Genomic DNA, 23,960 nt, shown 5'->3' with positions numbered 1-23,960 from the left:
TTTAGCCTTCCGCCTGCTCCAATCTGTACAATTTTCCCAATATCCAGAAGAACATAGGAGCGATCGCTCCGTTAAAGATAGAGGTACTAATAATGGAATAGTTTAGATTTTCATGAAAGAATGCGGAGAATAAAAGAGAAGAAGCAATCCTGGAAACCAAAGTTACAACAAGAGAATACAACATTATGGAAATCTGATTTTCGTGATAGGCAGGTCTTGCGAACTTTCCTACGATATAACCCATGATACAAAATGTAAGTGAGTGAAGTCCTATCTTGTAGGTAACAATATTATCTACGATTTCTCCGCCTAATCCTGAATCAGAAAGTAATCCGCCAAAAAATCCGATCCAAATCCCAGCCATTGTTCCCCTACGGAGAGCAAAGAATAGAACGAAGATCACCATAAAGTCTGGCTTAAATCCAGAAATCTCGAATAGATTTGTTCCATTCAAGAAGTGGGAGATCAAAATCCCGGCACCAATGACTATATATTCTAAGATCATTAGTTTGTTTCCTCGTCTGAAAATCCGGAGCCAGTACCTTCCGGTTTTTGAGGTTTAGGAGTTTCCGCAGGTTTGTTTCCTACTGGAGCAGGAGCCTTAGGCTCTCTTTCTTCTTTAGGATAATTTAATTCACCAAAGTAAGGATTTTCGATATTGATATTCTGTCCTTCAGGCCAAGTCTCCGCCCATTTTTCAGGAAGTTTCATTAAGATAGTAACAGACTCCAACATATCAAAACGAACAAAAGGTTTTAAGAATGCAGTTTTAAAACTTCCGTTGCGCGGACCTTCTTCAGTAATTATACCCACAGGAATTCCTGGTGGGAACATTCCGGAAGAACCTGAACTATATACAGGTTTTCCTATCTTACTTAAAGATTCAGTGTATTGGATCATCTCACTTGGACCCATTGGATAATCTCCGAAAATCCTTGGATCAATGATGATACCACTATCTATATAATTCATCAATGCTTCCATTCCTCTTCCGGAGTTTCCAGAAAGAGTGGCCCAAAGATTACTTTCGGGAATGGAAACACCCATATTATAATTGGAATTGATGATAGGTTGGACCACTGCTGATCCACCTGTGACCGCGATCACCTTTCCGACGAGTGCTTCTATAATTTCACCTTTTTGGTTCACCGCTCTTGCAGTGACAGGCATATAAGGTTTGATCCCTGCTTCTGAACCTTTGTCTATAATGATTGTTCGATAAATTGAATTCAAACGAACGGAAAGAACTTCCGCTTTGACTGTAGAATATTTTTGTTTAGTATTAAAACGTAATTCTTTTCTGAGACTTTCGTTCTCTCTGCTTACTCTTTCCAGATCTTGGGGAAGAATTTTATAATCATCAATTGCAGCTACGCAGGCATCTCTTTCCTGACGAACCGCTTCAAAAGATTCTAATTTAGTATAAGCTCCTTTAAAAAAGGAGCCAACTCCGTCGATCGAACCAGAAACGGAGTCCCCCACTCTCTGGAAACTTGCAATCCCTCTGACTAAAACATTACTTTTAAAAGTCAGGGATAGAAGAGAGAATACAACGCAGAATAAAAGGGAAACAGTTTCCTTACTTTTATTAACTTGAAGCCAAAGCATAAAAAATTCCGTATCGGACTCTGGTGATCAGGCCAGAGTTCGAGATCCGAATTAACGGATCCCTGGTTTTAGATACTTAACTTCGTCCAAGAATTTTCCGGTTCCAAGTACCACACAAGTCAGAGGGTTTTCGGCTCTGAACACAGGCACACCGGTTTCTTTAGAAAGATAGGTTTCTAATCCGCGAAGAAGACATCCTCCTCCAGTAAGAACGATCCCTCTTTCTACAATATCCGAAGCAAGTTCAGGAGGAGTTCTTTCCAGAACTCTTTTGATCCCGTCTAAAATTTCGTCGGTTGGTTCTTTAAGAGCCTTACGGATCTCATTGGATTCTAATTCAAGAGTACGAGGTAATCCGGAAATTGCATCTCTACCTTTTACTTCCATGGTCTCGGTTTTCTTTTCAGGGTAAGCGTTACCGATAGTAAGTTTGATATCTTCTGCAGTTCTTTCCCCAACAACCAGGTTGTATTGGTTTCTTAAATATTTGATGATTGCATCGTCGAACTCATCGCCACCAGTTCTGATAGACTCAGCGATAACCATACCGCCAAGAGAGATCACAGCGATCTCAGTAGTTCCACCACCGATATCCACGATCATATTACCAGCAGGTTCATTGATCGGAATATTTGCACCGATCGCAGCAGCCAATGCTTCGTCGATCAAGAAGATCTCGCGCGCGCCTGCTTGTTCTGCGGATTCACGAACCGCACGTCTTTCCACCTCAGTGATCCCGGAAGGAACTCCGATCACGATCCTAGGTTTTACGAAAGTAGTTCTATTATGGACTTTTGCAATGAAGTAGCGGATCATTTTTTCGACTGTTTCGAAGTCCGCGATCACCCCGTCTTTCATAGGACGGATTGCTACGATCTCGCCGGGAGTACGTCCCAACATTCTTTTAGCTTCCTGGCCTACTGCGAGCACTTTGCCCGTAGCCGCGTGGACCGCTACTACGGAAGGCTCGGAAAGAACGATACCTTGCCCTTTTACATGGACGAGAGTGTTTGCGGTTCCGAGGTCGATTCCCATATCGTTGGAAAATAATCCGTATAGCTTATCGAATATCATTTCTATCCTTTGCTGCCAGAAGGCTGGTTGATCTTATTTATTATCTGCAACATCCGTGAAAATCTCTAGGATTTTACGGGCGTGATCCAATTCAATATTTCCTGCCCGATCCTTACGGGCAATTCCAAAACAAAAAAAACGAAAAACAAATTGGAACCCATTGCTACCTCAAGAATATTGGGGAACTTATGGTCCGGGAAAACACCCTAGCTGCCATTGATCTAGGCACAAACTCCTTTCACATGATTATCGTCCGGGTCCGAGAAAACGGGACCTTTGAAGCTATCGCCAGAGAGAAGGAGAACGTTCGTCTCGGAAGCGGTTTAGAAGAAGGAGGAGAGATCGATCCTCCCGCATTTAGGCGTGCAATTGAGTGTTTAAAGCGTTTTAAGATGCTTGCTGATAACTCTAAAGCAGAGATCAGAGCAGTCGCTACATCTGCAATGAGAGAAGCTTCCAATCGTGCGGAATTCCAGGCAGCCGCCTTAAAAGAAGCAGGCATTAAGATCGATGTGATCAGCGGATATGAAGAAGCCCGACTCATCTATTTTGGGGTCCTACAAGGACTACCTGTATTCGATAAAAAGGTCCTGCTTGTAGATATAGGTGGAGGAAGCACCGAAGTTTTAGTGGGTTATAGAGGGGACATTTTATTCTCCAAAAGTTTCAAATTGGGAGCGATCAGACTCACCGAAAAATTCCTGAAATCAGAAACCCTGGATTCTTCTCAGATACGTAAATGTAAGCTCTATGTAGAAGAGACAATTCTTCCCTTCCGAAAGATCATCCGAGATCTAAAACCGGAAATAATCATAGGTTCATCCGGAACAATCCAGGCAACTGCGGGTATCATTCGAGCATTCGAGGGAGAAGAAACTGAAGAAAGACCTCTGAATCATTATACATTCCAATCTTCCGAGTTTAAAAGAGCAAGGAATATGATCTTAGATGCGGACACTTCTAAAAAGAGAAGTAAGGTCCCTGGATTCGATTCCAAACGTTCTGATATCATCGTAGGTGGAATGTTGATCTTGGATGAATTATTCCAATTATTGGACCTTCCTGATATGACAGTATCTGAGTTCGCACTTAGAGAAGGAATTATCTACGATACAATCCGAAAATGGGAACATTTCCAGGACTTGGAACATTCCAAACACCTGGATGATATTCGTCAAAAGTCCATCTTGAATCTTTTAGTTTCTTACACAAGAGACCAAGAATATGCCCGACATGTAGCTAAACTTTCATTGGATATATTTGATCAACTACAACCGGTGCATAGATTAGGAAAAGAAGAAAGAGAATATTTGGAAGCTTCTTCTTTGCTCCATGAAGTTGGGTTATTCATTTCTCATTCTGCCTATCATAAACATAGTTATTATCTGATCCGAAACTCGGAAGCAATGCTCGGATTTACCTGGGGAGAAATTGAAATCATCGCTCTCACTGCAAGATATCACCGTAAGAGCGCTCCTAAGTCTAAACATAGGGAATTCCAAAGAGTTGGTCCAAAAGAACAAGAGACAGTCGAAAAACTTTCTGCAATTTTAAGGATCGCAAGTGCATGCAATCGAAACAGACAAGGGCTGATCGAAACTGTAAAATGCCAGGTTCGAAAAAATCAGGCAATCTTCACACTGGTAACTAACCAGAACTACGATAAAAGTCTAGAACTTTGGGCCTGCGAAGAACAAGCAGATGCATTCGAGTCTGCTTATGGAATGGTACCTTTATTTCAGTGAATAGATTTAGATCTTTCAGCTATTTTACCGCATTAGTTTTGGTCCATTCTGCTTTTCTAAACTGTTTTACAGTGTTTCCTTATAAACAGGAAACAATTGACTCTCGTTTACTGGATAAAAAAGAAGAAGTGATCCTTTCCAATAAGGGAAGAATAGACTACGAATTCCAAAACTTCGAGTTGGTATTAAAGATAGAAGGCGCTTCTTTCCAAGAAACATTAGAAAAAAGGAAAACCTTGGAGACCAAGATCGTTCAATACGATTACAAGAAAACAGACGGATATAGACAACTGGATAACGATGAAAAACCTTGGAACAGATATATCCTAGGAATGTTCGCAGATCTAGGAGCTCTATTCGAATGGACCACGATCCCATTTCGTACTATTTCCAGAAAAAAAGAAGAAGAGAAAATCTCTGAGAATATTATAAAATCCGAAAAAATTAAAACTTTCGAATCGAAAGAGCTACAACTTATATTAAGAGCGGAAAATACGGAATTCGTAAATCAAATCCTGCAATCAAATACCATTCGGATCAAACTCTCAGAGATACAAAAATATTTCCCTAAAACAAATTCAATCGAGGCTTTACTCTATCACAAAGAAGAAAGGATAGAATACCAAAATATTCCAGTCGCAGAAGAAATTCGCAAAATGAAATTGAGATAATTATTGTGATTCAATCGGTCTTACCGCTGCATGTTTTATTCGAACTATCTATTGAAAACAGACAAAATAAAAGCTGGCGGTCTTGCTCTTCCTTAGTCGCATTCTCATCTATATTACAAATTCCAAATGCAACAGCAAACCTACTGCTGTAACACTCTTCACTATTAGAATTATCTCCGCCTAAATTAAGCAAAACATAGTTATCCAGACATCCAGATAAAAGACTTATACAAAGAATAAAAAAGATAACTCGTTTCATTTTTCTTCAGGATTCGGATTGGCCGGCCTCTTAATAAGGCCAATATAGCGACCCTCAATCTAACAGGCAAAAACGAAAAATCAAGAAATTATTTCATCTTAATATCCTTCTGTCTTCGCTGGACTCAGAGATCTGTCCTGTTTTTTCTATTAAAAATTCTGAAAGTTTTTTAGCTCTTGGATGTTCCGGAGTGATCGCAGTTGCTTCTGCCAAAAGTTGAAAAGATCTTTCCAATCTACTTTTAGAAGCATACATTTCCGCAAGATGAAGAAGATTATCAGAATCTACAGGATTTCTCATCCTATATCTTTCTCCTAAGTCGATAGACAATACTATCTTACCAGACTTGCGGAGAAGTTTACTTACAGTAAAAAGAAATTCAGTGTCAGTAGGTCTTCTTTGTACATATTTCAGACCAAGTTCTCCCGCCTTTGTATATTTTTTGCCGGAAGAATATTCCAAAGCAAGTCTTCTGCATTCCTGAACTGAAATCATCTTTTGGATCTCTGTTTTCTTTTCGGGATTGGATTCTTTAAGTTGAATTTCAGAAGAAGCTAAATTTTTCCTTGGTGCTTCTATCCGAAGAAGAGAAAGGTCATCAGTGATCTCACCTTCTCGTAAAATGAATTCATATGTGAGATCCAGATCTCCTTTTGCTTTTCCTACAATTTCTAAAAATCTGGAATCATCAGGATCAATTTCTGATTGGATCAATAGATCATCTCTTCCATCTGATCCGGAAAACAGAACATCTCCAGGTTTTAACTGAAATACTTCAATATGAACATTACGGCCTATGCCCGAATGACCTATCTTAAAATATTTTTCTTTAGGTTCCAAGAACATAGTGGTCTCATCGCGATACAAAACGGGAGAAGGATGTTCACAATTTATATAATATAGAACTCCTCTGGACTCATCTAGTAATCCTAAAAAGGCAGAAGCCATTAAGGAACCGTCGAATGCTTCAAAAACTTTTTGTAATTCTATAAACCAGTTCTTGAGCCATCTTTCCGGCCAGACATTTCTATATAATGCAGGAGTTCTTTCTATCATAGATCTGGAAATAGAACCTAAGATGATAGCACCCACCGCACCTTGCAAAGATTTACCCATTGCATCTGCATTCACAAATGCAATATAAGGTTTACCTCTTAGTCGAATAGAATGTGCGAGTGAAATATCTCCACCGATCTGTCTTTCTTTCTGTTTATAATTGAATTTTTTCTTCTGAACTGTCAAGGAGCGAAAAGAATATTCAGAATCCTGCAATTGAATGGAATGAAGAGGCTCTGTCAAAAGAGAAGTGAGAAAATAGTCTCCATCCTGGCTTAGTTTTAATTTTTGTATCTCTTCCAGACTTTTTCCAAGTTCATCTGCCGTTTCCTTTAACTGTTTGGTCCTTTCTTCTACCTTGGATTCCAAACCTTCGTTCAAAGATTGGATCTCCTCGTAAAGACCTCTCAATCTTTCTACAACCTTTCCTATCCGTTGTTCCTGTTTACCGAATTCATCCAAGGAAGAAGGAGAAATTTTCAGACCAAAATTACCTTCTCCAACTTCTTCCAAAAATCCTGTTACTGAAGAAAGTCTGGATCTTATCGCTTCAGTAACTATCCACGCAGTAAAGATAAGTGGAACAGAAAATAAGAAAGCCATGATCGCTAAATGTAGAAGTGGATTCTCCAAACGGATCCTTCCATCCACAGTTGCATACAACATATAACCTAAAAGGCTGAACGGCATGGAGATCATTGCCATAACCACCACAAGTAATCGTTTGGAATATGGAAAAAATAATCTGGTCTTAGCCTCTACTTCTCTGAACTTATTTTTACTCAGAGCCGGACGAATAGAGTATTCAGTAATAAATAGATAACTAATAAACGAAATTGGAATAATCCCTAAATACAATGCAGGAATTGTGGCAATCAGATTGGGTCTATAACCCACGATCAAATAAACGATTAGATGAGCGAGTAACACACCAAAAAACCAACGGCCTGCGATCACAATGGATTCGTAGATAGGCTGAGTAATATAAATGGATTTTGCAGAAGAAAGAAGGTTCGGATCTACAGAACTTCTATCTTCTAAATAAGATGCTTTCTTTAATCTGATATACCTAAGATAGAAGGCACCTAAAAGCATAGCTGTAGCGGCTATCGTTGCGGCCACTCCCATGGAAAGATATTCTTCCAAGGAATATAAAGAACCTGTTACAGCAGAAAAATATACTGCGAATGGTACAGGAACAGTGTGAGTAAATAGCTCCAACCTCCAGGTGAGAACTGGCAAAAGACGTGCTTGGCTCATTTTCGTTTCTCTTTTTCACTTAAATTAAAACCAACGCTGTAGCAATCGATACACAGATCAATATTTTATTTCTAATATAAGATAAAATTAAGTGAAATCATATATTTAAGAAAAGCGCCTAACGAACCTATATTAATATTATTTTTGATCCAAGGCGGATCGAATGCAGGAAAGGATTTCAGAACCCAAATAAGGTTTTTGGATAAAATAACTCACACCGAAATCATTTAAGGAAAGTTTCAATTCGGGCTCCATAAACCCGCTTGCAAGAAGTATTTTTACCGAACTATGAATCGCTCTTATCCTCTTGATGACTTCTCCTCCTCCAAACTTCGGAAGCCCCAAATCAGTCAGTACCAATTGGATTTCAGAATGTTTAAGAAGAAATTGTTCCACACCATCTTCTCCATCTATTGCCAAATACACTTTGTATCCTTTGGAGGTTAGAACATCAGCCAACATATTTCGAAGGAGTTCCTCGTCTTCTATAACAAGTATACTTTCATTACCTCCTAAAGATTCTGATTCAGAGTAAACAGGTTTTGTATTCACTGCAGATCTTTCTTTGGGCACAGGTAGATATACAAAGAATGTAGTTCCTTTTCCTAATTCAGAATCTACTTCTATCCAACCTTTGTGATTATCGATCACACTATATGCCAATGCGAGCCCAAGTCCTGTTCCCTTGCCTATATCCTTGGTAGTGAAGAACGGTTCAAATATCCTCTGTTTTGTTTTTTCACTCATCCCGGTTCCTGAATCGGAGATCCGAAGTATTACATACTTCTCCGCTAAACTTTTGGAATAACCTATCTTTAAATTTCCGGAATCGGCTAAGAAGGTTTCCAAACTCAATACGCCCCCATCTTGCATAGCGTCCCGAGCGTTCACGCATAAATTTAGTAAAACTTGATGTATCTGATTTGTATCCACCTGGACCAAAGGAAGATTTTCTTGAAAATCAGTAAAAAGACGGATATTTTTAGGAAATGTCTGGGAAATCAGTTTACTTATTTCTAATATGATATCGTTGATCTGTACCGGTTCTAGATTAAACTCGGTCTTTCTGGCAAATGTAAGAAGTTGTCTGACTAAGGAGGCCCCTCTTTGAGTTGCCATATGCAGTGCAGATACATGTTGGGAAAATTTTTCAGGATTGGTCCTATTATTTTCTATCACGGATGTATGGCCCATGATTATAGAAAGTATATTATTAAAATCATGAGCGATTCCGCTTGCGAGAGTCCCTAAACTTTCCAGTTTTTGAGCTTGTATAAGCTGTTGTTCTAATTCGGACCTCTTTTTCTCGACTTCTTTCAATTGAGCTTCATTCAATTTATGTTCTGTGATATCTTCTGCGACTCCTGCAACTCGTATCGTGTCTCCTTTTTCATTTTTAACAGGAAATGCCTTATCTCGGATCCATCTGATCTCCCCGTCAGGACGAACGATCCTATATTCTTCTCTATATTCTCCGCTGACTTGTCTAGTCTTCGCACTATTCAAAACCCTTTCCCTATCATCCGGATGGATACATTCCAACCAGGAGATCGGATTTTCCAAAAGGCTTTGTTTGGATCTCCCCCAAATCTGTTCGTATCCTTGGCTGATATAAACGATCTCGTTTTTAGAAAGACTGGTCATCCAAAACACTTCGTGGATCGCTTCCGTCAGCTCTTTAAATAATTCCTCTCCTTCTCGGTTCAGCCTTTCGGCCCTTCTTCTTTCCTCTATTTCGAAACCAAGCTCCTCGCTTCTTCTTTGGAGTTCGAAATTTTTTTCCTCCAACTTTTCCACTAACCTATGATTGTACTGGCGGAGGGGGCCGGAGTCTATAACCAATTTTTTAACGTTACGTTCCGATCTTGGTTGGCTAATTACTTTGGAGACTGTTTCTTCTAAAACTTTGAGACTAGCAGGCTTTTTTAAGAATGCGTCCGCTCCCAGATCGAAAGAAAGTTTTTCATCCGAATCGGAAGTGTAAGTGGCACTATGTATAATAATTGGAATATGTTTGAACTTTTCGTTCTGTCTTACCTGAGAACAAAATTGATATCCGTCCATTTGGGGCATCAGGATATCCGAAATGATCAGATCCACTTCCGTATTTTCCAAAATCTCCAAAGCTTCTAAGCCGTTAGAAGCAGTGTAAATTTTCCTAGATCCGTTTTCCAACTGAGCGGAAATTAATTTCCTGTTTTGATAACTGTCGTCTACGACTAGAATGAGCATAAAATTTAAGCCCAAAAAAGGACTGTATATTGATAAGGGACGAAAAAAATCTCCTGGATCATGGATTCAATCCCTTGATAAAACCGTTAATTTGATCGGTAAATTTTCTGGTATCGATTGGTTTTGTGATATAACCGTCGCAGCCCGCTCCATAAGCTTTTTGCGCATCACCTTTCATTGCAAAGGCAGTAACAGCTATGATCGGTATATCTTTTGTATTCTCTCTTTCTTTTAATTGCCTAGTGAGCGTAAGTCCGTCTATTCCAGGTAATTCTATGTCCATGAGGATCAGATCCAATGGATGATTTTCTATAATCTGAAGCGCTTCTTCCGCATTCCCCGCTTTTAAAACTTCATACTCATCCAATTCCAATAATTCGCAAATCAATTTGAGATTTACGATATTATCATCCACTACCAAAACCTTAGGAGACATTTATATACCGCTCGGGATCTTTCTAGGAAGTATTATAGTAAAAACTGATCCTTTTCCCAACTCACTTTTTACATTTATTGATCCGTTCATCAGCTCCACGATCCTTTTAGTTAAAGCGAGTCCGAGCCCAGTTCCTTGAAATTGTCTATTTGCTCCACTATCTATTTGTTGGAATTCCTCAAAAATCCTTCTTAGGTCTTTTTCATCTATTCCAATCCCTTCATCCTCGAATTTCATTCGAATACAATCTTTGCCATCCGCTTCCATATTCACTCTAATACTTCCTCCTTCATGACTGAACTTGACTGCATTAGATAATAGATTATACAATATTTGTTTTATCTTTTGAGGATCCAATGTCACTGAATCTGTAGACTCATCTACTTTTACTAAAAAATTGATCCTCTTCTTTCTTAATAATGGACGTAAGATAGAAGAAACCTCTTTGATCGCATTGGACAAGGAGAATGTTTCTAAAAATAATTCCATCTTCCCAGATTCTACTTTTGCAAGATCCAGAACGTCGTTTATCAGTTTCAAGAGATGATTTGCGCTATTTAATATATCTGTTAAGTATTCTTTTTGTTTTCCGTTTAAGGCTCCTGGTCTTTCGTCAGAAAGTAATTCCGAAAATCCTATAATACCATTTAACGGTGTCCTTAATTCATGGGACATGTTTGCCAGAAATTCACTTTTTAACCTGGCTGTTTCCTTCATCCTTTCATTCTGTTCTTCTAATGCAGCTCTTCTGAATTCCTCTTGTTGTTTTCTTTCGGTGATATCACGAATGGAACTGGAAACGAGCATTCCTTCTTCTGTTTCTAAAGGACTTAAGCTGATCTCCACCGGGAATTCTAGTCCGTTTTTCTTAAGTCCATATAACTCTAATCCGCTTCCCATCCCCCTGACTTTTGGATCGTTGAAAAAACTAATTCTATTTTGTGGATGATTTGCTCTGAATCTTTCAGGCACTAAAACTTCTACAGGTTTGTGTAATAATTCTTCTCTAGGATATCCGAATAATTTTTCTGCTTGGGAATTGATCAGGACTATATTTCCTTCCCGATTTACTATCACGACTGCATCTGGTGCGGATTCTAAAAGTCCTCTGAACTTTGCTTCTGCTTTAATTCTCTCTCTGACGTCTCGGATGGCACTCAATACTAATGTTGTTTCTTCCGTTCTATAAGGGCTTAAACTGATCTCTACTGGGAATTCTGTTCCGTTGGATTTCCTACCAAATAATTCCGAACCAGCTCCCATGGATCTTGTCCTGGGTTGTGTGAAATAATGATCACGATGAGAGATATGGTTTTTTCTAAATCTATCAGGAAGAAGGATCTCTACAGGTTGTCCCAAAAGTTCATCCATTTTGTAATCGAACATTCTAAGTGCTTGCTCATTAACAAATACGATACTTCCGGAATCGTTTACCATTACAATAGAATCAGGCAAAGACTCCAAAAGCCCTTTAAACTTGGCCTCGATCAACTTTGCGTCCCTCAAAGCTTGTTCGAATGTAATATCTTTTTCAGCTGGCTTCTTCATAATATTAGAAATTCATATATTAGAGACAGGTAGAATACTTGGAAAAAATTTCCAAAGCAAGCGGATTTCAAAAGATTAATATTGGAAAAAAATTATTATCCGTTCGTACAAGAAAGCGAAGGATTTTCTAAAAGATTAAATTAAGCGGGATTTAATTTATCAACCCAGAGAGGGCGGCTTCCTACAATTTCGGCCCCTACTTTAAAAAGCAGAATATACCTTCCTTCTTTTGGAAAAACCGCGTGTGGGATTGGGATACCAATTTCAACAGGTTCAGAGCCGTTATTAACTCGGATATTCCCTCCGACCCCTATTACTTTTTCGCCAGAATCTGCATGTTCAAGTTCTAGAGAAAATTCATGGTCTCCTGGGGAAAGATTTGTGACACACACATATATTCCCCAAGGAGGAAAGACTACGGGAAATTGACCGGTAAAGAACTTAGTAAAAGTCCCAATGATACCTTTTTTCCCGTTGTCTTCCGAGATAACCCGATCCGCAAACACTAATGCTAATAGGACGGGTTCTCCCACGTTATTCGACACCTAAGATCAGACCGAGTAGGCGTCTGAAACTAGTTGTTCCTGCTCTTTTGTATGGACTTTCATATGTCCTGCAGCAGGGCTCGCAGATTCTTTTCTTCCTGCGTATATGAGTTTTGTTCCGCTTGGAAGAAGATCTTCGAATCTCTCTCTTACAAATGTCCAAGCGCCTTGGTTTTTAGGCTCTTCTTGGCACCAAACAAAAGTTTTAGCATTTTTGTAAGTTTTAAGTACTTCTTGGATTTCTTTTGCAGGAAAAGGATATACCTGTTCAACTCGGATAAGCGCTGTGTTCTGTATCTTATTCTCTTCTCTATATTTTAGAAGATCATAATACACTTTTCCGAAGCTGAATACTACCTTCTCCACTTTATCCGCTTTGATCTCAGCTTGATCAGGAAGAACTTCTCTAAACGCACCTTTTAATAGGTCGTCTATAGGAGAAAGTGCCTCTGGGAAACGTAATAAAGATTTAGGAGTGAAGATGATCAGAGGTTTGCGGAAATTGCGCAGTATCTGTCTACGAAGCAAATGGAAATACTGAGCGGCATTCGTACAATTCGCCACTTGCATATTATTGTCCGCACATAGTTGCAGGAATCTTTCAATCCTACCGGAGCTATGTTCCGGTCCTTGTCCTTCATATCCGTGTGGAAGAAGTATCACAAGACCGGACATCCTTTGCCATTTCACTTCCGAACTGGAAAGGAATTGGTCAAAGATCACCTGTGTATTATTTGCAAAGTCACCGAACTGAGCTTCCCAAAGTACGAGTGCACTCGGATCAGAAAGAGAATAGCCGTATTCAAAACCTAAAACTGAAAACTCAGATAAGGAAGAGTTCACAACTTCAGCCCTAGCTTGTTTTTCAGAGATATGATTTAGACCTATGTATTTCGCTCCTGAGTTGATATCCACAAGAACCGCATGTCTATGGGAGAATGTTCCACGTTGGCTGTCCTGACCGGAAAGACGAACTCTAAATCCGTTCTCCAAAATCGAACCGAATGAAAGTGCCTCTGCCATTCCATAATCTAAAGAAGCTTTTCCTTCTGCCATTTCCTTACGGCTTTGCAGAAGTTTTACTAATTTGGGATTTGGAGTGAAACCATCTGGAACTGTCGTGATCGCTTTAACGATACGATCGATTTGTTCAGCGAGTAGAGAAGTAGCAGTGCCGCTATCCAGAGGTTCTTTGGAATATTTCGCCCAAACACCCTGCATAGTATCCACTTTCATTTTGATATCTTGTTCTTTTGCTCTTTGGAAAGAATCCTCTAAACCTTGAGCGGAACCGTTCTTAATGAAATCTAACTCTTCGCCAGTTACATCTCCATCATTTATCAACTTTTTCTCATATAATTGAGCGGTAGGAAGATGATTTTTGATGATGGAATACATCTTAGGCTGAGTGAATGCAGGCTCATCCATTTCATTATGACCTAATCTGCGGTAACAGATCAAATCTATGATAAAGTCTTTTTTGAACTTTTGGCGGTATTCCATTCCGAGTTTAGTCACTCGGTATACTGCTTCTGGATCGTCCCCATTTACGTGAACGATTGGGATTTGATAACCTTTTGCAAGATCAGTTGCGTATAACGTGGATCTGGATTCATTCGGTAAAGTTGTAAATCCGATCTGGTTATTGATCACAATATGGAAAGTTCCACCAGTTGTATAACCGTCCAGGTTCATTAAGTTGATGGTTTCTGCCACAACTCCCTGGCCTGCAAACGCAGCATCTCCGTGGATGGTGATCGGCATAAATTTAGAACGATCAGCATCACCATATTGTTCTTGGCGGGCACGGACAGATCCAGTAACAACTGGGTTCACTGCTTCCAAGTGACTTGGGTTGAACGCAAGAGAAAGTTTAACTTCTTTTCCGCTCGAAGTCATTTTGCTATTGGAATATCCTAAGTGATACTTAACGTCCGCATAATTTTGAGCTTTTGCATCTGCCTTCTCTTCGAATTCGGCAAATACTAAAGAAGCAGGTTTTTCGATCACGTTTACAAGTACGTTTAAACGTCCTCTATGCGCCATACCGATCACGAGTCCGTCCATTTTGAAACGTCCGGCTTCTTCGACAATGGTATCCAGCATAGGGATCATACTTTCTCCTCCTTCTAAGGAGAAACGTTTTTTACCTACGTACTTTTTAGCGAGGAATGTCTCTAAATGATCCGCTTGGAATAATTTTTCAAACAGTCTTAAACGTGTACTTTTAGGAAGAGGCGCATGATATTCAGCTGACTCAATCTGATGTTGGAGCCATTCTCTTTCTTCGTCGTTTACTAGATAATATTGCTCGTAACCTACAGTGCTGCAATATGCTTTTTCAAACCAAGCTACAACATCTTTCAGTTTTGCACGACCCAGAGAAGGATTCTGTGTGTCGACTACCGTATCCAAATCCGCAGCAGTTAGATTGCTCAATTTGGATTCGATAAACTTTCTATTCGGTTGAGAAATTCCAAGAGGATCTACATTAGCAGCTAAGTGTCCCTGTCTACGATACGCGTTTAACAGGTTGATAATCCCCATCTCTCTGATGGATCCTGCCTGAGCATCGGTAAAAGAAGTAGCAACAGCTGATTTTCCGTTGCCATTCCCGTTTCCGTTGGATCCGTTCTGAGGATATACTCCGTTAGTCTCTACTTCTTGAAAGAACAGGGACCATTCTTTGTCCAAAGAGTTCGGATCCTTCTTAAACTTTTCGTAAAGTTCTTCGAGTAATGCCCCGTTCTCTCCGTATAATGCCATCAATTGTTCGATTTTCATGATCGGATCTCCCCCACTAAGCGTGAATTGCCCACTTGTCTACGGCCATAGCGGCCTCTTTTACGACTTCGGACAATGTAGGATGTGCGTGGAAAGAACGTGCTATATCTTCCGAAGAAGCACCGAACTCTACTGCAACCGCAAGTTCAGCGATCATATCCGAAGCTCTAGGCCCGAACACAAACGCTCCCAATACCTTATCCGTTTTTTTATCTGCTAAAATTTTGACTTGGCCTTCCGCTTCGTTCATAGCCTTAGCTCTTGCATTAGGCTTGAATAATGACTTACCAACTTTGTATTCTACACCGGCAGCTTTAAGTTCTTCTTCACCTTTTCCAACCCAAGCCATTTCAGGCCAGGTATAGATAATGCTTGGAACCGCAGCGTAATTAACGTGTCCGGATTGACCTGCGAGTAATTCAGCAAGTGCAACACCTTCTTCTTCCGCTTTATGAGCAAGCATTGGTCCGTCGATTACATCACCGATTGCATAGATACCGGCTGCGCTAGTTTGGAAATGAGAATCTACTTTGATCCTTTTTCTTTCCGTTAATTGGACTCCTGTCTCTTCTAATCCGATCCCATCGATAAATGGTTTGCGGCCGACTGCTACGAGTACTACGTCCGCATCCAGTTCAGATTCTTTTCCATCGGGTGCAGCAATCTTTACTTTAGCACCTGATTTAGAAGCAGTCGCTCCTAATACCTTATGTTCGAATAAGAAATTAAAACCTTGGGACTCTAGACTTCTTTGCAGTAAACTACCGAAAGATCTGTCTACTGTAGGGAGAAGTCCTGGTAGTAGTTCCACCACTGTGACTTCTGCTCCGAGTCTTCCCCATACAGAACCGAGCTCCAAGCCGATAACTCCTGCACCAATCACCACCAGCTTTTTAGGAACTGCTTTTAGATCGATTGCATGGTCAGAAGTGATGATAGATTTTCCATCCACAGGTAAACCTGGGATATCTATAGGAACAGATCCTGTCGCCAGAACGATATGTTTTGCGCTTAAGACTTCTTTTTTGCCATCAGCGAGAGCAACTTCTACCTGGCCACCGCCGAGCAATTTTCCAAAACCCTCATAACGAGTGATCTTGTTCTTTTTCATCAAGTAGTCTACACCATCTGTGACTTCCTTAACGATAGTGTTCTTGCGTTCCATGAGTTTGTTTAGATCAAGAGTAACTTTGCCAACTCCGATCCCATGGATATCAGTCTTATGTAAAACTTTATGATATTCTTCAGAAGAATCCAAAAGTGCCTTAGAAGGGATACAACCTACGTTCAAGCAGGTTCCTCCCAAGGTTTTTCTTTTTTCGATGATCCCGGTTTTGAACCCGAGTTGGGCCGCTCGGATCGCGCCCACATAACCTCCGGGTCCCGATCCGATCACGAGTACGTCGTATTGTTCCGCCATGATTCCTTCTATTCCTTAGACTTCTAAAAGAAGGCGTGTTGGATCTTCGATCGCTTCTTTTACTTTTACGAGGAAGGTTACCGCTTCCTTTCCATCCACAACCCTATGGTCATAAGAAAGAGCAACATACATCATAGGTCGGATCACGATCTGATCATTCACCACTACTGCGCGTTTTACAATATTATGAAGTCCTAAAATTCCACTTTGAGGTGGGTTCAGGATAGGAGTAGACATCATGGAACCGTAAATCCCTCCGTTGGAGATGGTGAATGTTCCACCTTCCATATCGGATAGATCAATTTTTCCGTCCTTCACCTTATTGGCGAGGCGAGCGATCTCAGATTCCACCTGAGCGAAACTCAAAAGATCTGCGTCACGAACAATCGGAACTACAAGACCTTTTGGACCTCCAACAGCAACACCGATATCGAAGTAGTTTTTATAAACTAGATCCGTACCGCGAATTTCTGCGTTGATTGCAGGAACAAATTTTAAGGCTCCGATCACTGCTTTAGTAAAGAAACTCATAAATCCTAAATTGATACTATGTGTGTCTTTAAACTTGTCCTTGTATTTAGAGCGAAGATCCATCACAGCACTCATATCCACTTCGTTAAAAGTAGTGAGTAGGGCTGCGTTATGTTGAGCCGCAACTAAACGATTCGCAATTGTTTGGCGAAGTTTAGTCATCGGAACTACATTTTCTCTCGGAAGATTACTACGAGAAGCAGCAGGAACCGCTTTAGGAATTTCAGGAGAAGGAGCAGACTTAGCTGCCGGCGCCGCAGAAACCGCAGCAGCAGGTGCTGACTGTTTATTTGCAATTGCGTTTAACACGTCTTCTTTGGTGATCTGTCCGTTCTTACCGGAGCCAGAGATAGAAGCAGGATTTAATCCGTTATCATCTATCAATTTACGAACTGCAGGAGGAAGTGTATCGTTCTGCGCTGCGTTAGTCGTGTTAGTTGGTGCTGTATTTGTTGTGGAAGGAGTGCTTGGAGTAGGAGTGCTTTTTGCAGAGGCAGAAGGGTCAATGATTCCGATCACTTCTTTGATCTTGACCGTCTCCCCCGGTTTCTTGTTAATCTTTTGGAGAACTCCCGCTGAGGGGGCTGGCACCTCCATGGTCACCTTGTCGGTTTCCAATTCCACCAGGACCTCATCCTGTTCTACTCGTTCGCCTTCTTTTTTTACCCAGTTTGCTATTGTTGCTTCCGTAATGGACTCGCCCATTTCGGGAACCTTGATCTCTATCGACATCTTGATCCTACGGAGGTCGGTGTATACGTCCCGTTCCGGGACCGCCTCCATTTCACTTTCGGAAAGCGGAAAAATTCTGTAAAGTCGTTCTTGTCAAAACGGTGTTTTGGACGAATTTTCGCGTGCGGAACTAGGATTTTTAGTCCGCTTGCGGTTTAAATTTGCGATCCGTTTTTCCGATCTCTTCGTCGCTGATCTGGTATTCCAATTGCAGGAATTCTCTGAAATCTATTGACTTATGATGGTCTCTGTCTCCATCACATTGGCGGTTTGCTTGGACAGATTTTGTCACACCAGCCACAGTAATCGGTTTTAAGGTCAGGTTCTGGGTAACAGGACATACTCCTGGCTTAGGAGACAATCCATTATACGCACAGGTTCCTCCACCTTGCACCTCGTCCGGCTGCGGATCCATACCGTGCTCATCCTCGAAAGTCGGATAATTATCGCCGTTATAGAAACGACGGTACATTTTTCCCCAAATAGGAACTGCAAGAACTCCCGCAGCCTGACCTCTTCCAAGTGAGATAGAACTCTTATCGAACCCAAGCCAAATGACTGTAGTCAATTTAGGATCGAATCCACAGTACCAAGCATTTGTAAAAGAAGAAGTGGATCCTGTTTTTCCAGCAGCGACCCCTCTATAATTTCCTTGGTCAGGAGAATGGAGTCCGTTTGCTGCGGTTCCTCCCATCGCGACCATAGTCAACATTTTACGAAGAATATAAGCAGTACCTTCGCTGATGATCTGAATAGAACCATCCTCTGCTTCTTTATCCAATTCTTCTCTGACTTTTACTTCTTCATTATAAATTACATTTCCTGACTGATCGATCACATATCGAACAGAAAGTGGGATCACATTTCTTCCCTTATTTGCGATGATAGAATATCCCACTGCCATTTCGTAAGGAGAAAGTTCAGCAATTCCCAATGCAAGCGCAGGGCTTGGCATAAATCTACTCTTATCAGCTTTTGTTAAGCGAGAAGCAAAATCTATAACTGCATCCGCGCCAGTGCGTAGGAACACCTGCACAGAAACGATGTTTAATGACATGGAAAGTGCTCTGGAAAGAGGAACCATACCCTGGAAGTCCCCATCAAAATCCTGAGGAGACCAACCTTCTCCTTCTTCCGTAAGCGTGGTCAAAGGTGCGTCCATGATCCCAGTTCCGGAACCTACGATACGCTCAGAGATCGCAGCACCATACACAAAAGGTTTAAAAGAAGATCCAGTCTGCCTTCTTGCCTGGACCGCGCGATTGAATTGGTTTTTAGGAGTGAATTCATAACCTCCGACCATAGTTTCTATATAGCCGTTGGTATGATCTATTGTGATAGCAGCACCTTCTACGTGAAGATTTTTGCCAAATACAGCACTTCTTTTTTGGAATTCAGTGAATGCAGCAGACTCATTATCCGCAGGAAGAAGTAAACTGAGAACATCCGCTGAATCAATAAGTTCTTTTTCGAGAGCCACTCTGAAGTTAGCCTTATCATCTAAACGGCTCACAAAAGGAGGAGCCACAGGGAATAAGGAACCAATAAAATTATAAAGACCAACAAGACCTCTGTCCGCACCACCCGCATAATTTACGGTTACGCCTGAAACCAGGTCATCGTGTTTTTTGAGAGCCTTACGAAGTTCGTCCTGAGCGATCTCCTGCTTGCGGATATCCAGAGTGGTGTAAATTTTGAGACCACCGCTATAGATCCTATCTTCTCCCAATTCCTTTAATAATCTCTGTCTTACGAACTCAGTAAAATGGGGAGCTCTATTCAGCTTGGTTCCCCAAGTAGATTGAGAAGGAGATTGAGTGATTACGATCGGCCAGTATTTTTCCCAGAATTCGTCATGGATGCTCTGCACCTTATCACTCGGAACAAATCCCTGGGAAGCCATAAGTTTAAGAACTTCTATATGAGCTCTTTTAGAAGCCGCCGGATTTTTATAAGGAGAATAATCTACAGGAGCTTTAGGAAGTCTTGCAAGAAGTGCAGCCTCTGCTACATCCAGATCTGAAACATCCTTATGGAAATATACATCTGCTGCAGAAGCAAGACCTGTGGTTCCATGTCCTAAGTATATTAAGTTAAAATAAATTTCTAATATTTCTTCTTTAGAATATTCCTGTTCTATCTGAAGAGTAAACAGAGCTTCTACGAATTTACGAATAAAAGATTTTTTCCTATTATTCAAAACTGTTTTAGCAAGCTGTTGAGTAAGAGTGGATCCACCTTGTTTAATCCTGCCTGAGATAACGTTGACTGCTGCCGCGCGAAGGATTGCAGAGAAATCTATCCCGAAGTGATTGAAAAAGTTATTATCTTCTACCGAAAGGAATGCTTGGACCACATGAGGAGGAATATCTTGGTATTTTAGAAGTTGCTGCTTATGGCGATACAACTCTGCATACACCACACCATTGATATCATACAGCCGAGTTGGAGTGGTAGGCTGGTAAGAAGCAAGAATTGCAAGCTCTCCCCCCTCGTCCACTTCCGCAATAATGTATCCGAAAAATAGACCGCCCAATAAGGCGAAGACCAAAAGTGTTTTTGTAGCTCTGTGAATTCCTTCGCTAAATAGATTCATACGAGTTTGAATTTCATTCCTTCTCTAGCCAGTACAATGGATAGGTCCTTAGCTCCAAGATTTTCAGCATGGGTTCTGGCGTCATCCAAGATGATGGCTAAAATTTCATCAGAATAGGCGGGCTCGTGGTGGGTCAAAGCCAGTTTTTTGACCTCCCAGGAAGAAGCACAATTGACTGCCATAGTATAAGCAGTATGGCCCCAATCGAATTTTTGGAAGGATTCATCCAGTGTGTATTGAGCGTCCAAAACCAAAAGATCTGCACCTTTAAAGAATGGTTTTTGCTCCTGGATCAACGGAAAATCCTCCCCATTATACTCAGCGTCGGTAGCAAAAATAAAACTTTTCCCATTTTCGGTGAATTTATAAGCGATGGAGCCTCCGGGATGTTTGAGAGCCAGCCATTCAATTTTTATACCACCGATTTCCAGGACTTCTTCCTTTTGGAGCCTATGGAAATTTCTTTCTGAACCAAAATGATCAAAATGGATTGGGAAAAATCTGGGCTCTTGTTGGTATTTTAATCTCTCCGGAAGATCTTCCAATGGGGAATAGAAGGTAAACTTATTTCCAGGAATGTATAGCGGTTTGAAAAACGGGATTCCATGAATATGGTCCCAGTGAGTATGAGTAAAAAATACGGAAGCTTCTCCCTTTCCTTGTCCGAATTTTTCTCGGACTAAGTCCTCTCCTAGGACTCTTGCGCCAGTTCCTAGATCCACAACCAGCTCAACACCGGAAGAACCAATGATACGAACGCAGGTGGTATTTCCGCCGACCACATAATTCAGAGGTTCAGGCAATCCGTCGAACCATTCTTCGGGAGAAGAGAAAGCTTTTCCCTCCGACTTAGCGACAAGTCTCAATATGGAAATTACTTTCTCCCTGTATTCCTCGTTTGATAAGGGGGCAGGAATAGAGCCCCGGACTCCGTACAAGAAGATTTCCATCTTAGGAACATTTACTATATTTCCCTAAAACTGTCAAAGGAAACAAAATCCAGATTTAGGTTGTCGTTCGAAAGGAAAAAAGAAAACTAGGGAGGCAATGGGCTTAGAAAGAATTTTTGGAACAAGGACCCCTCAGGGAATCGCCTTCTTGATGGCGACCAGCATCGTAATCAATTTACTCCAATTAATCTTATTCTATTCGGGTTTCGATTTTATTACTCCGATTTTCGGTTTAAATGCGATCCTAATCACCAAGTTCTATTATTTCTGGCAACTTTTCACATATTCATTCTTACATAGCCCGAATTATCTTCCCCATCTCATCTTCAATATGCTCTATCTTTATTTTATAGGGTCTGTGCTGGAGAAACAATGGGAAACAAAACCATTTCTTAAAAATTATTTCTTTTTTACCTTCACCGGAGCGATCGGAGGATTAATTTTCTGGAGCTTGGGCTGGGCGGGACCGGAGGCAGTGGGAGCTAACGGAGGAATCTGGGGACTACTTGCAGTATGTCTCGTAAATTGGCCAAACCGAGAATTAAATTTCTGGGGAGTAATGCCAATCAAAGTAAAGTTAATCATCCCTTTACTTTTCATTTTGGATTTTTACGGAGAAATGATCCGAGGAAATTATAATTTCGGGATCACTGTGGGCGGCGCAATCGGAGGATTTTTATCCTACCTTTATTATACAAAACTTCGCTATAAATTCAGGATCAATTTTCCAAGCTTCTCTTTTTCCAGATGGAGACAAAAAAGAAAAATGGTCCGCTGGCAAGAAGAGATGAAAACCAGAGAAGAAGCAAAAGAAGAAGTAGATCGTCTCTTAGAAAAAATCTCAAAGGAAGGAATGAACTCTCTGAACAAAAAAGAGAAAAAATTCCTGAAAGAAGCTTCGAGCAAGTATTATAAGGTAGAGGATTAATTTCGGCAGAGGTCACTCGAAAGAAAACATCTGCTGATAACCTAGTTTAAATCCCTGATCATAAGTATTATCTTTTCTCATCCCGTACAAACCGCTGAAGAAAACTCTTCCTCCTTCTCCAATCTTATACTGAACCCCAGGATGAAGATTAAATGAATCAGAACGAGGAGCTGGGATTGTGTCTTCCACTGCCATACGATAGGTAGTCTCTAGAAGAAGTATCCAATTCGAATTTGTTTCATAAGACAAAGTAGCTCCAGCTTCCATATAACGATAATATTTATCTTGGACAGGATCTCTAAATCTAGAATCAGTTTCTCTTTCATATAGACCGAATGCTTGGAACTTAGTTCTACCAAAGTCTAAAACAAAACCAAGATGAGGACGAACCAAAAGAAGATCAGGATTTCTTTCTCCTATCCAAGGTTCAGAGGAAGAAGGTCCGTAAACGTTTACACCCCCTCCTATCGAAAATATCCCGAAGGTAAAAAATGTTTTTAGGCCTGCCTTCCATCTATCCCAACCACTCCAAGGTGTAGCCTGAGTAGCATATTGGTCTACATATCCATAACCCGCAGAAACAGAAAAATGATCTCCTAACTTAAGTTCCCCATCCAAAGAAATATTGCGGTTTCGATCATAATCTTTGGAATTTCTATACTCTTTCGCATCCGCACTGATTACAAAAATATTATATACTCCGACTGATTGTCCCCATACAGGATAAGGGATTACAGTTTTATCTGAGCCTAAAATTTCCACAATTGGACTCAAGAATATCAGAAGTAATAAGAACCGGTATTTCATAAGAACTCCAACCAAAACTCAGGCAAACTAGCTCTTAAATATTCTCTCACTCTTTGGGAAAGAATTCCATACCCTTCTTCAGTGAGGTGACCTCCGTCTAATAACATTTCACTATGGATCAGATCATCAGGATCAATTCTAGGTAAGAAGGTGACCTTCTCTTTCATTTCTAAATTGATCATTGAGGCTGCCTTTACAGGCCAAGGAACTCGCACAGTCCAGACGTTCAAGACTACTATATAGTCACAATGGTTGCTCAATATTTCCAAGGTCTTGAGTTGACGTTGCACAGTAGCATCGACCTCTTCCCAACTAGGTTCCGGATTATCCAGGAAATCATTTACACCACCGTTCAACATACAGGATCTATATCTTCCTGTTTCATTCCTAGCTGCTTCTTGGATCTCGTAAGTCCTTCTGCCCGGAAATGCTTTCTTATAAGTCTCAAATTCAGGGAACTGTTCTTCTACAGGCCAGAAGGCAGAGATACTATCCCCAAAAAGGGCAAAGCTAGGTTTGTATAATTTAGATGTTTTGGATTTTGTATCTTGGTCTATAACGCACGCCCCTAATAAAAGAGACATGGCCAAAACAAATACTGAAAACCGATTAAAAACTCCCCTGGTTTTCGAAAGGAAAGAAAGAAGTCCCAACTTCTTCTGTAAATAAATTATATTCATTTTTCATAATGCTCTATAAATTAGGACAACAGAAGAAAGAATAATGTTCCCTTTTTCTTAAAAATAGAATAACGGTGACCATAGTCCAACAAAACTTA

18 protein-coding genes are annotated in these 23,960 nt (G+C 40.6%); 3 read left to right on the top strand and 15 right to left on the bottom strand.

Translation table 11 applies throughout. The annotated features are described in order from the left end of the window. Position 1: 1 nt before the first annotated feature. The 3 genes from mreD to EHQ52_RS12615 are packed head-to-tail and all read right to left on the bottom strand — an operon-like array spanning position 2 to position 2,682. The gene (gene mreD / locus EHQ52_RS12625; protein ID WP_135615487.1) at positions 2–505 is read right to left on the bottom strand and encodes a rod shape-determining protein MreD; all 504 of its coding nucleotides are present in this window, start codon (positions 503–505) and stop codon (positions 2–4) included. After that, the gene (gene mreC / locus EHQ52_RS12620; protein ID WP_135615486.1) at positions 505–1,608 is read right to left on the bottom strand and encodes a rod shape-determining protein MreC; all 1,104 of its coding nucleotides are present in this window, start codon (positions 1,606–1,608) and stop codon (positions 505–507) included. The genes mreD and mreC overlap by 1 nt, the downstream gene beginning before the upstream one ends. Positions 1,609–1,659: 51 nt before the next feature. Continuing rightward, complete coding sequence (locus EHQ52_RS12615; RefSeq protein ID WP_008595388.1) at positions 1,660–2,682, bottom strand: rod shape-determining protein; 1,023 nt, start codon at positions 2,680–2,682, stop codon at positions 1,660–1,662. Positions 2,683–2,870: 188 nt separating this feature from the next. Here EHQ52_RS12615 and EHQ52_RS12610 point away from each other — a divergent pair, with 188 nt between their 5' ends. Together EHQ52_RS12610 and EHQ52_RS12605 are read left to right on the top strand one after the other, a co-directional pair. Continuing rightward, positions 2,871–4,427, top strand: coding sequence for a Ppx/GppA phosphatase family protein (locus tag EHQ52_RS12610; RefSeq protein ID WP_135615485.1), 1,557 nt, complete (start codon positions 2,871–2,873; stop codon positions 4,425–4,427). Next, a complete protein-coding gene (locus tag EHQ52_RS12605; RefSeq protein WP_135615484.1) occupies positions 4,424–5,098 on the top strand; it encodes a hypothetical protein in 675 nt (224 codons plus the stop codon). Before EHQ52_RS12610 ends, EHQ52_RS12605 begins: the two co-directional genes overlap by 4 nt. 352 nt (positions 5,099–5,450) lie before the next feature. Here EHQ52_RS12605 and EHQ52_RS12600 read toward each other — a convergent pair whose 3' ends face one another. The 10 genes from EHQ52_RS12600 to EHQ52_RS12555 form a co-directional block, all read right to left on the bottom strand. Beyond that, on the bottom strand, positions 5,451–7,673 hold the full coding sequence (locus tag EHQ52_RS12600; RefSeq protein ID WP_135615483.1) for a SpoIIE family protein phosphatase: 2,223 nt from the start codon (positions 7,671–7,673) through the stop codon (positions 5,451–5,453). Between the two features lie 138 nt (positions 7,674–7,811). Further along, complete coding sequence (locus EHQ52_RS12595) at positions 7,812–9,905, bottom strand: ATP-binding response regulator (protein WP_135615482.1); 2,094 nt, start codon at positions 9,903–9,905, stop codon at positions 7,812–7,814. Between the two features lie 58 nt (positions 9,906–9,963). Next, a complete protein-coding gene (locus EHQ52_RS12590; RefSeq protein ID WP_135615481.1) occupies positions 9,964–10,341 on the bottom strand; it encodes a response regulator in 378 nt (125 codons plus the stop codon). Then, on the bottom strand, positions 10,342–11,889 hold the full coding sequence (locus EHQ52_RS12585; protein ID WP_135615480.1) for a PAS domain S-box protein: 1,548 nt from the start codon (positions 11,887–11,889) through the stop codon (positions 10,342–10,344). 140 nt (positions 11,890–12,029) lie between these two features. After that, positions 12,030–12,422: a DUF6941 family protein gene (locus EHQ52_RS12580; RefSeq protein WP_100708161.1), complete on the bottom strand. Its 393-nt coding sequence runs from the start codon at positions 12,420–12,422 to the stop codon at positions 12,030–12,032. A gap of 18 nt (positions 12,423–12,440) precedes the next feature. Beyond that, positions 12,441–15,218 (bottom strand): 2-oxoglutarate dehydrogenase E1 component, encoded by a 2,778-nt coding sequence (locus EHQ52_RS12575; RefSeq protein WP_135615479.1) that lies wholly within the window; start codon positions 15,216–15,218, stop codon positions 12,441–12,443. Positions 15,219–15,234: 16 nt separating this feature from the next. Then, a complete protein-coding gene (gene lpdA, locus EHQ52_RS12570; RefSeq protein WP_135615478.1) occupies positions 15,235–16,638 on the bottom strand; it encodes a dihydrolipoyl dehydrogenase in 1,404 nt (467 codons plus the stop codon). A gap of 15 nt (positions 16,639–16,653) precedes the next feature. Further along, on the bottom strand, positions 16,654–17,901 hold the full coding sequence (gene odhB / locus EHQ52_RS12565) for a 2-oxoglutarate dehydrogenase complex dihydrolipoyllysine-residue succinyltransferase (protein ID WP_135615477.1): 1,248 nt from the start codon (positions 17,899–17,901) through the stop codon (positions 16,654–16,656). 139 nt (positions 17,902–18,040) lie between these two features. Then, entirely contained in the window at positions 18,041–20,497 is a 2,457-nt protein-coding gene (locus EHQ52_RS12560; protein WP_135615476.1) for a penicillin-binding protein 1A, read from the bottom strand. Next, positions 20,494–21,447 (bottom strand): MBL fold metallo-hydrolase, encoded by a 954-nt coding sequence (locus tag EHQ52_RS12555; protein ID WP_135615475.1) that lies wholly within the window; start codon positions 21,445–21,447, stop codon positions 20,494–20,496. Before EHQ52_RS12555 ends, EHQ52_RS12560 begins: the two co-directional genes overlap by 4 nt. Positions 21,448–21,544: 97 nt before the next feature. Here EHQ52_RS12555 and EHQ52_RS12550 point away from each other — a divergent pair, with 97 nt between their 5' ends. After that, positions 21,545–22,375, top strand: a complete 831-nt coding sequence (locus tag EHQ52_RS12550; protein WP_135615474.1) for a rhomboid family intramembrane serine protease — start codon at positions 21,545–21,547, stop codon at positions 22,373–22,375. Between the two features lie 12 nt (positions 22,376–22,387). Here EHQ52_RS12550 and EHQ52_RS12545 read toward each other — a convergent pair whose 3' ends face one another. Together EHQ52_RS12545 and EHQ52_RS12540 are read right to left on the bottom strand one after the other, a co-directional pair. Then, positions 22,388–23,182, bottom strand: a complete 795-nt coding sequence (locus EHQ52_RS12545; RefSeq protein WP_135615473.1) for a hypothetical protein — start codon at positions 23,180–23,182, stop codon at positions 22,388–22,390. Beyond that, entirely contained in the window at positions 23,179–23,766 is a 588-nt protein-coding gene (locus EHQ52_RS12540) for an SGNH/GDSL hydrolase family protein (protein WP_244244859.1), read from the bottom strand. Before EHQ52_RS12540 ends, EHQ52_RS12545 begins: the two co-directional genes overlap by 4 nt. Between the last annotated feature and the right edge of the window lie 194 nt (positions 23,767–23,960).

Origin of the sequence: Leptospira koniambonensis (assembly GCF_004769555.1) — a bacterium.
GTDB classification, from domain to species: Bacteria; Spirochaetota; Leptospiria; order Leptospirales; family Leptospiraceae; genus Leptospira_B; species Leptospira_B koniambonensis.
The sequence above is the reverse complement of the archived record's forward strand: the minus strand, read 5'-3'. Positions and strand labels throughout refer to the sequence as shown.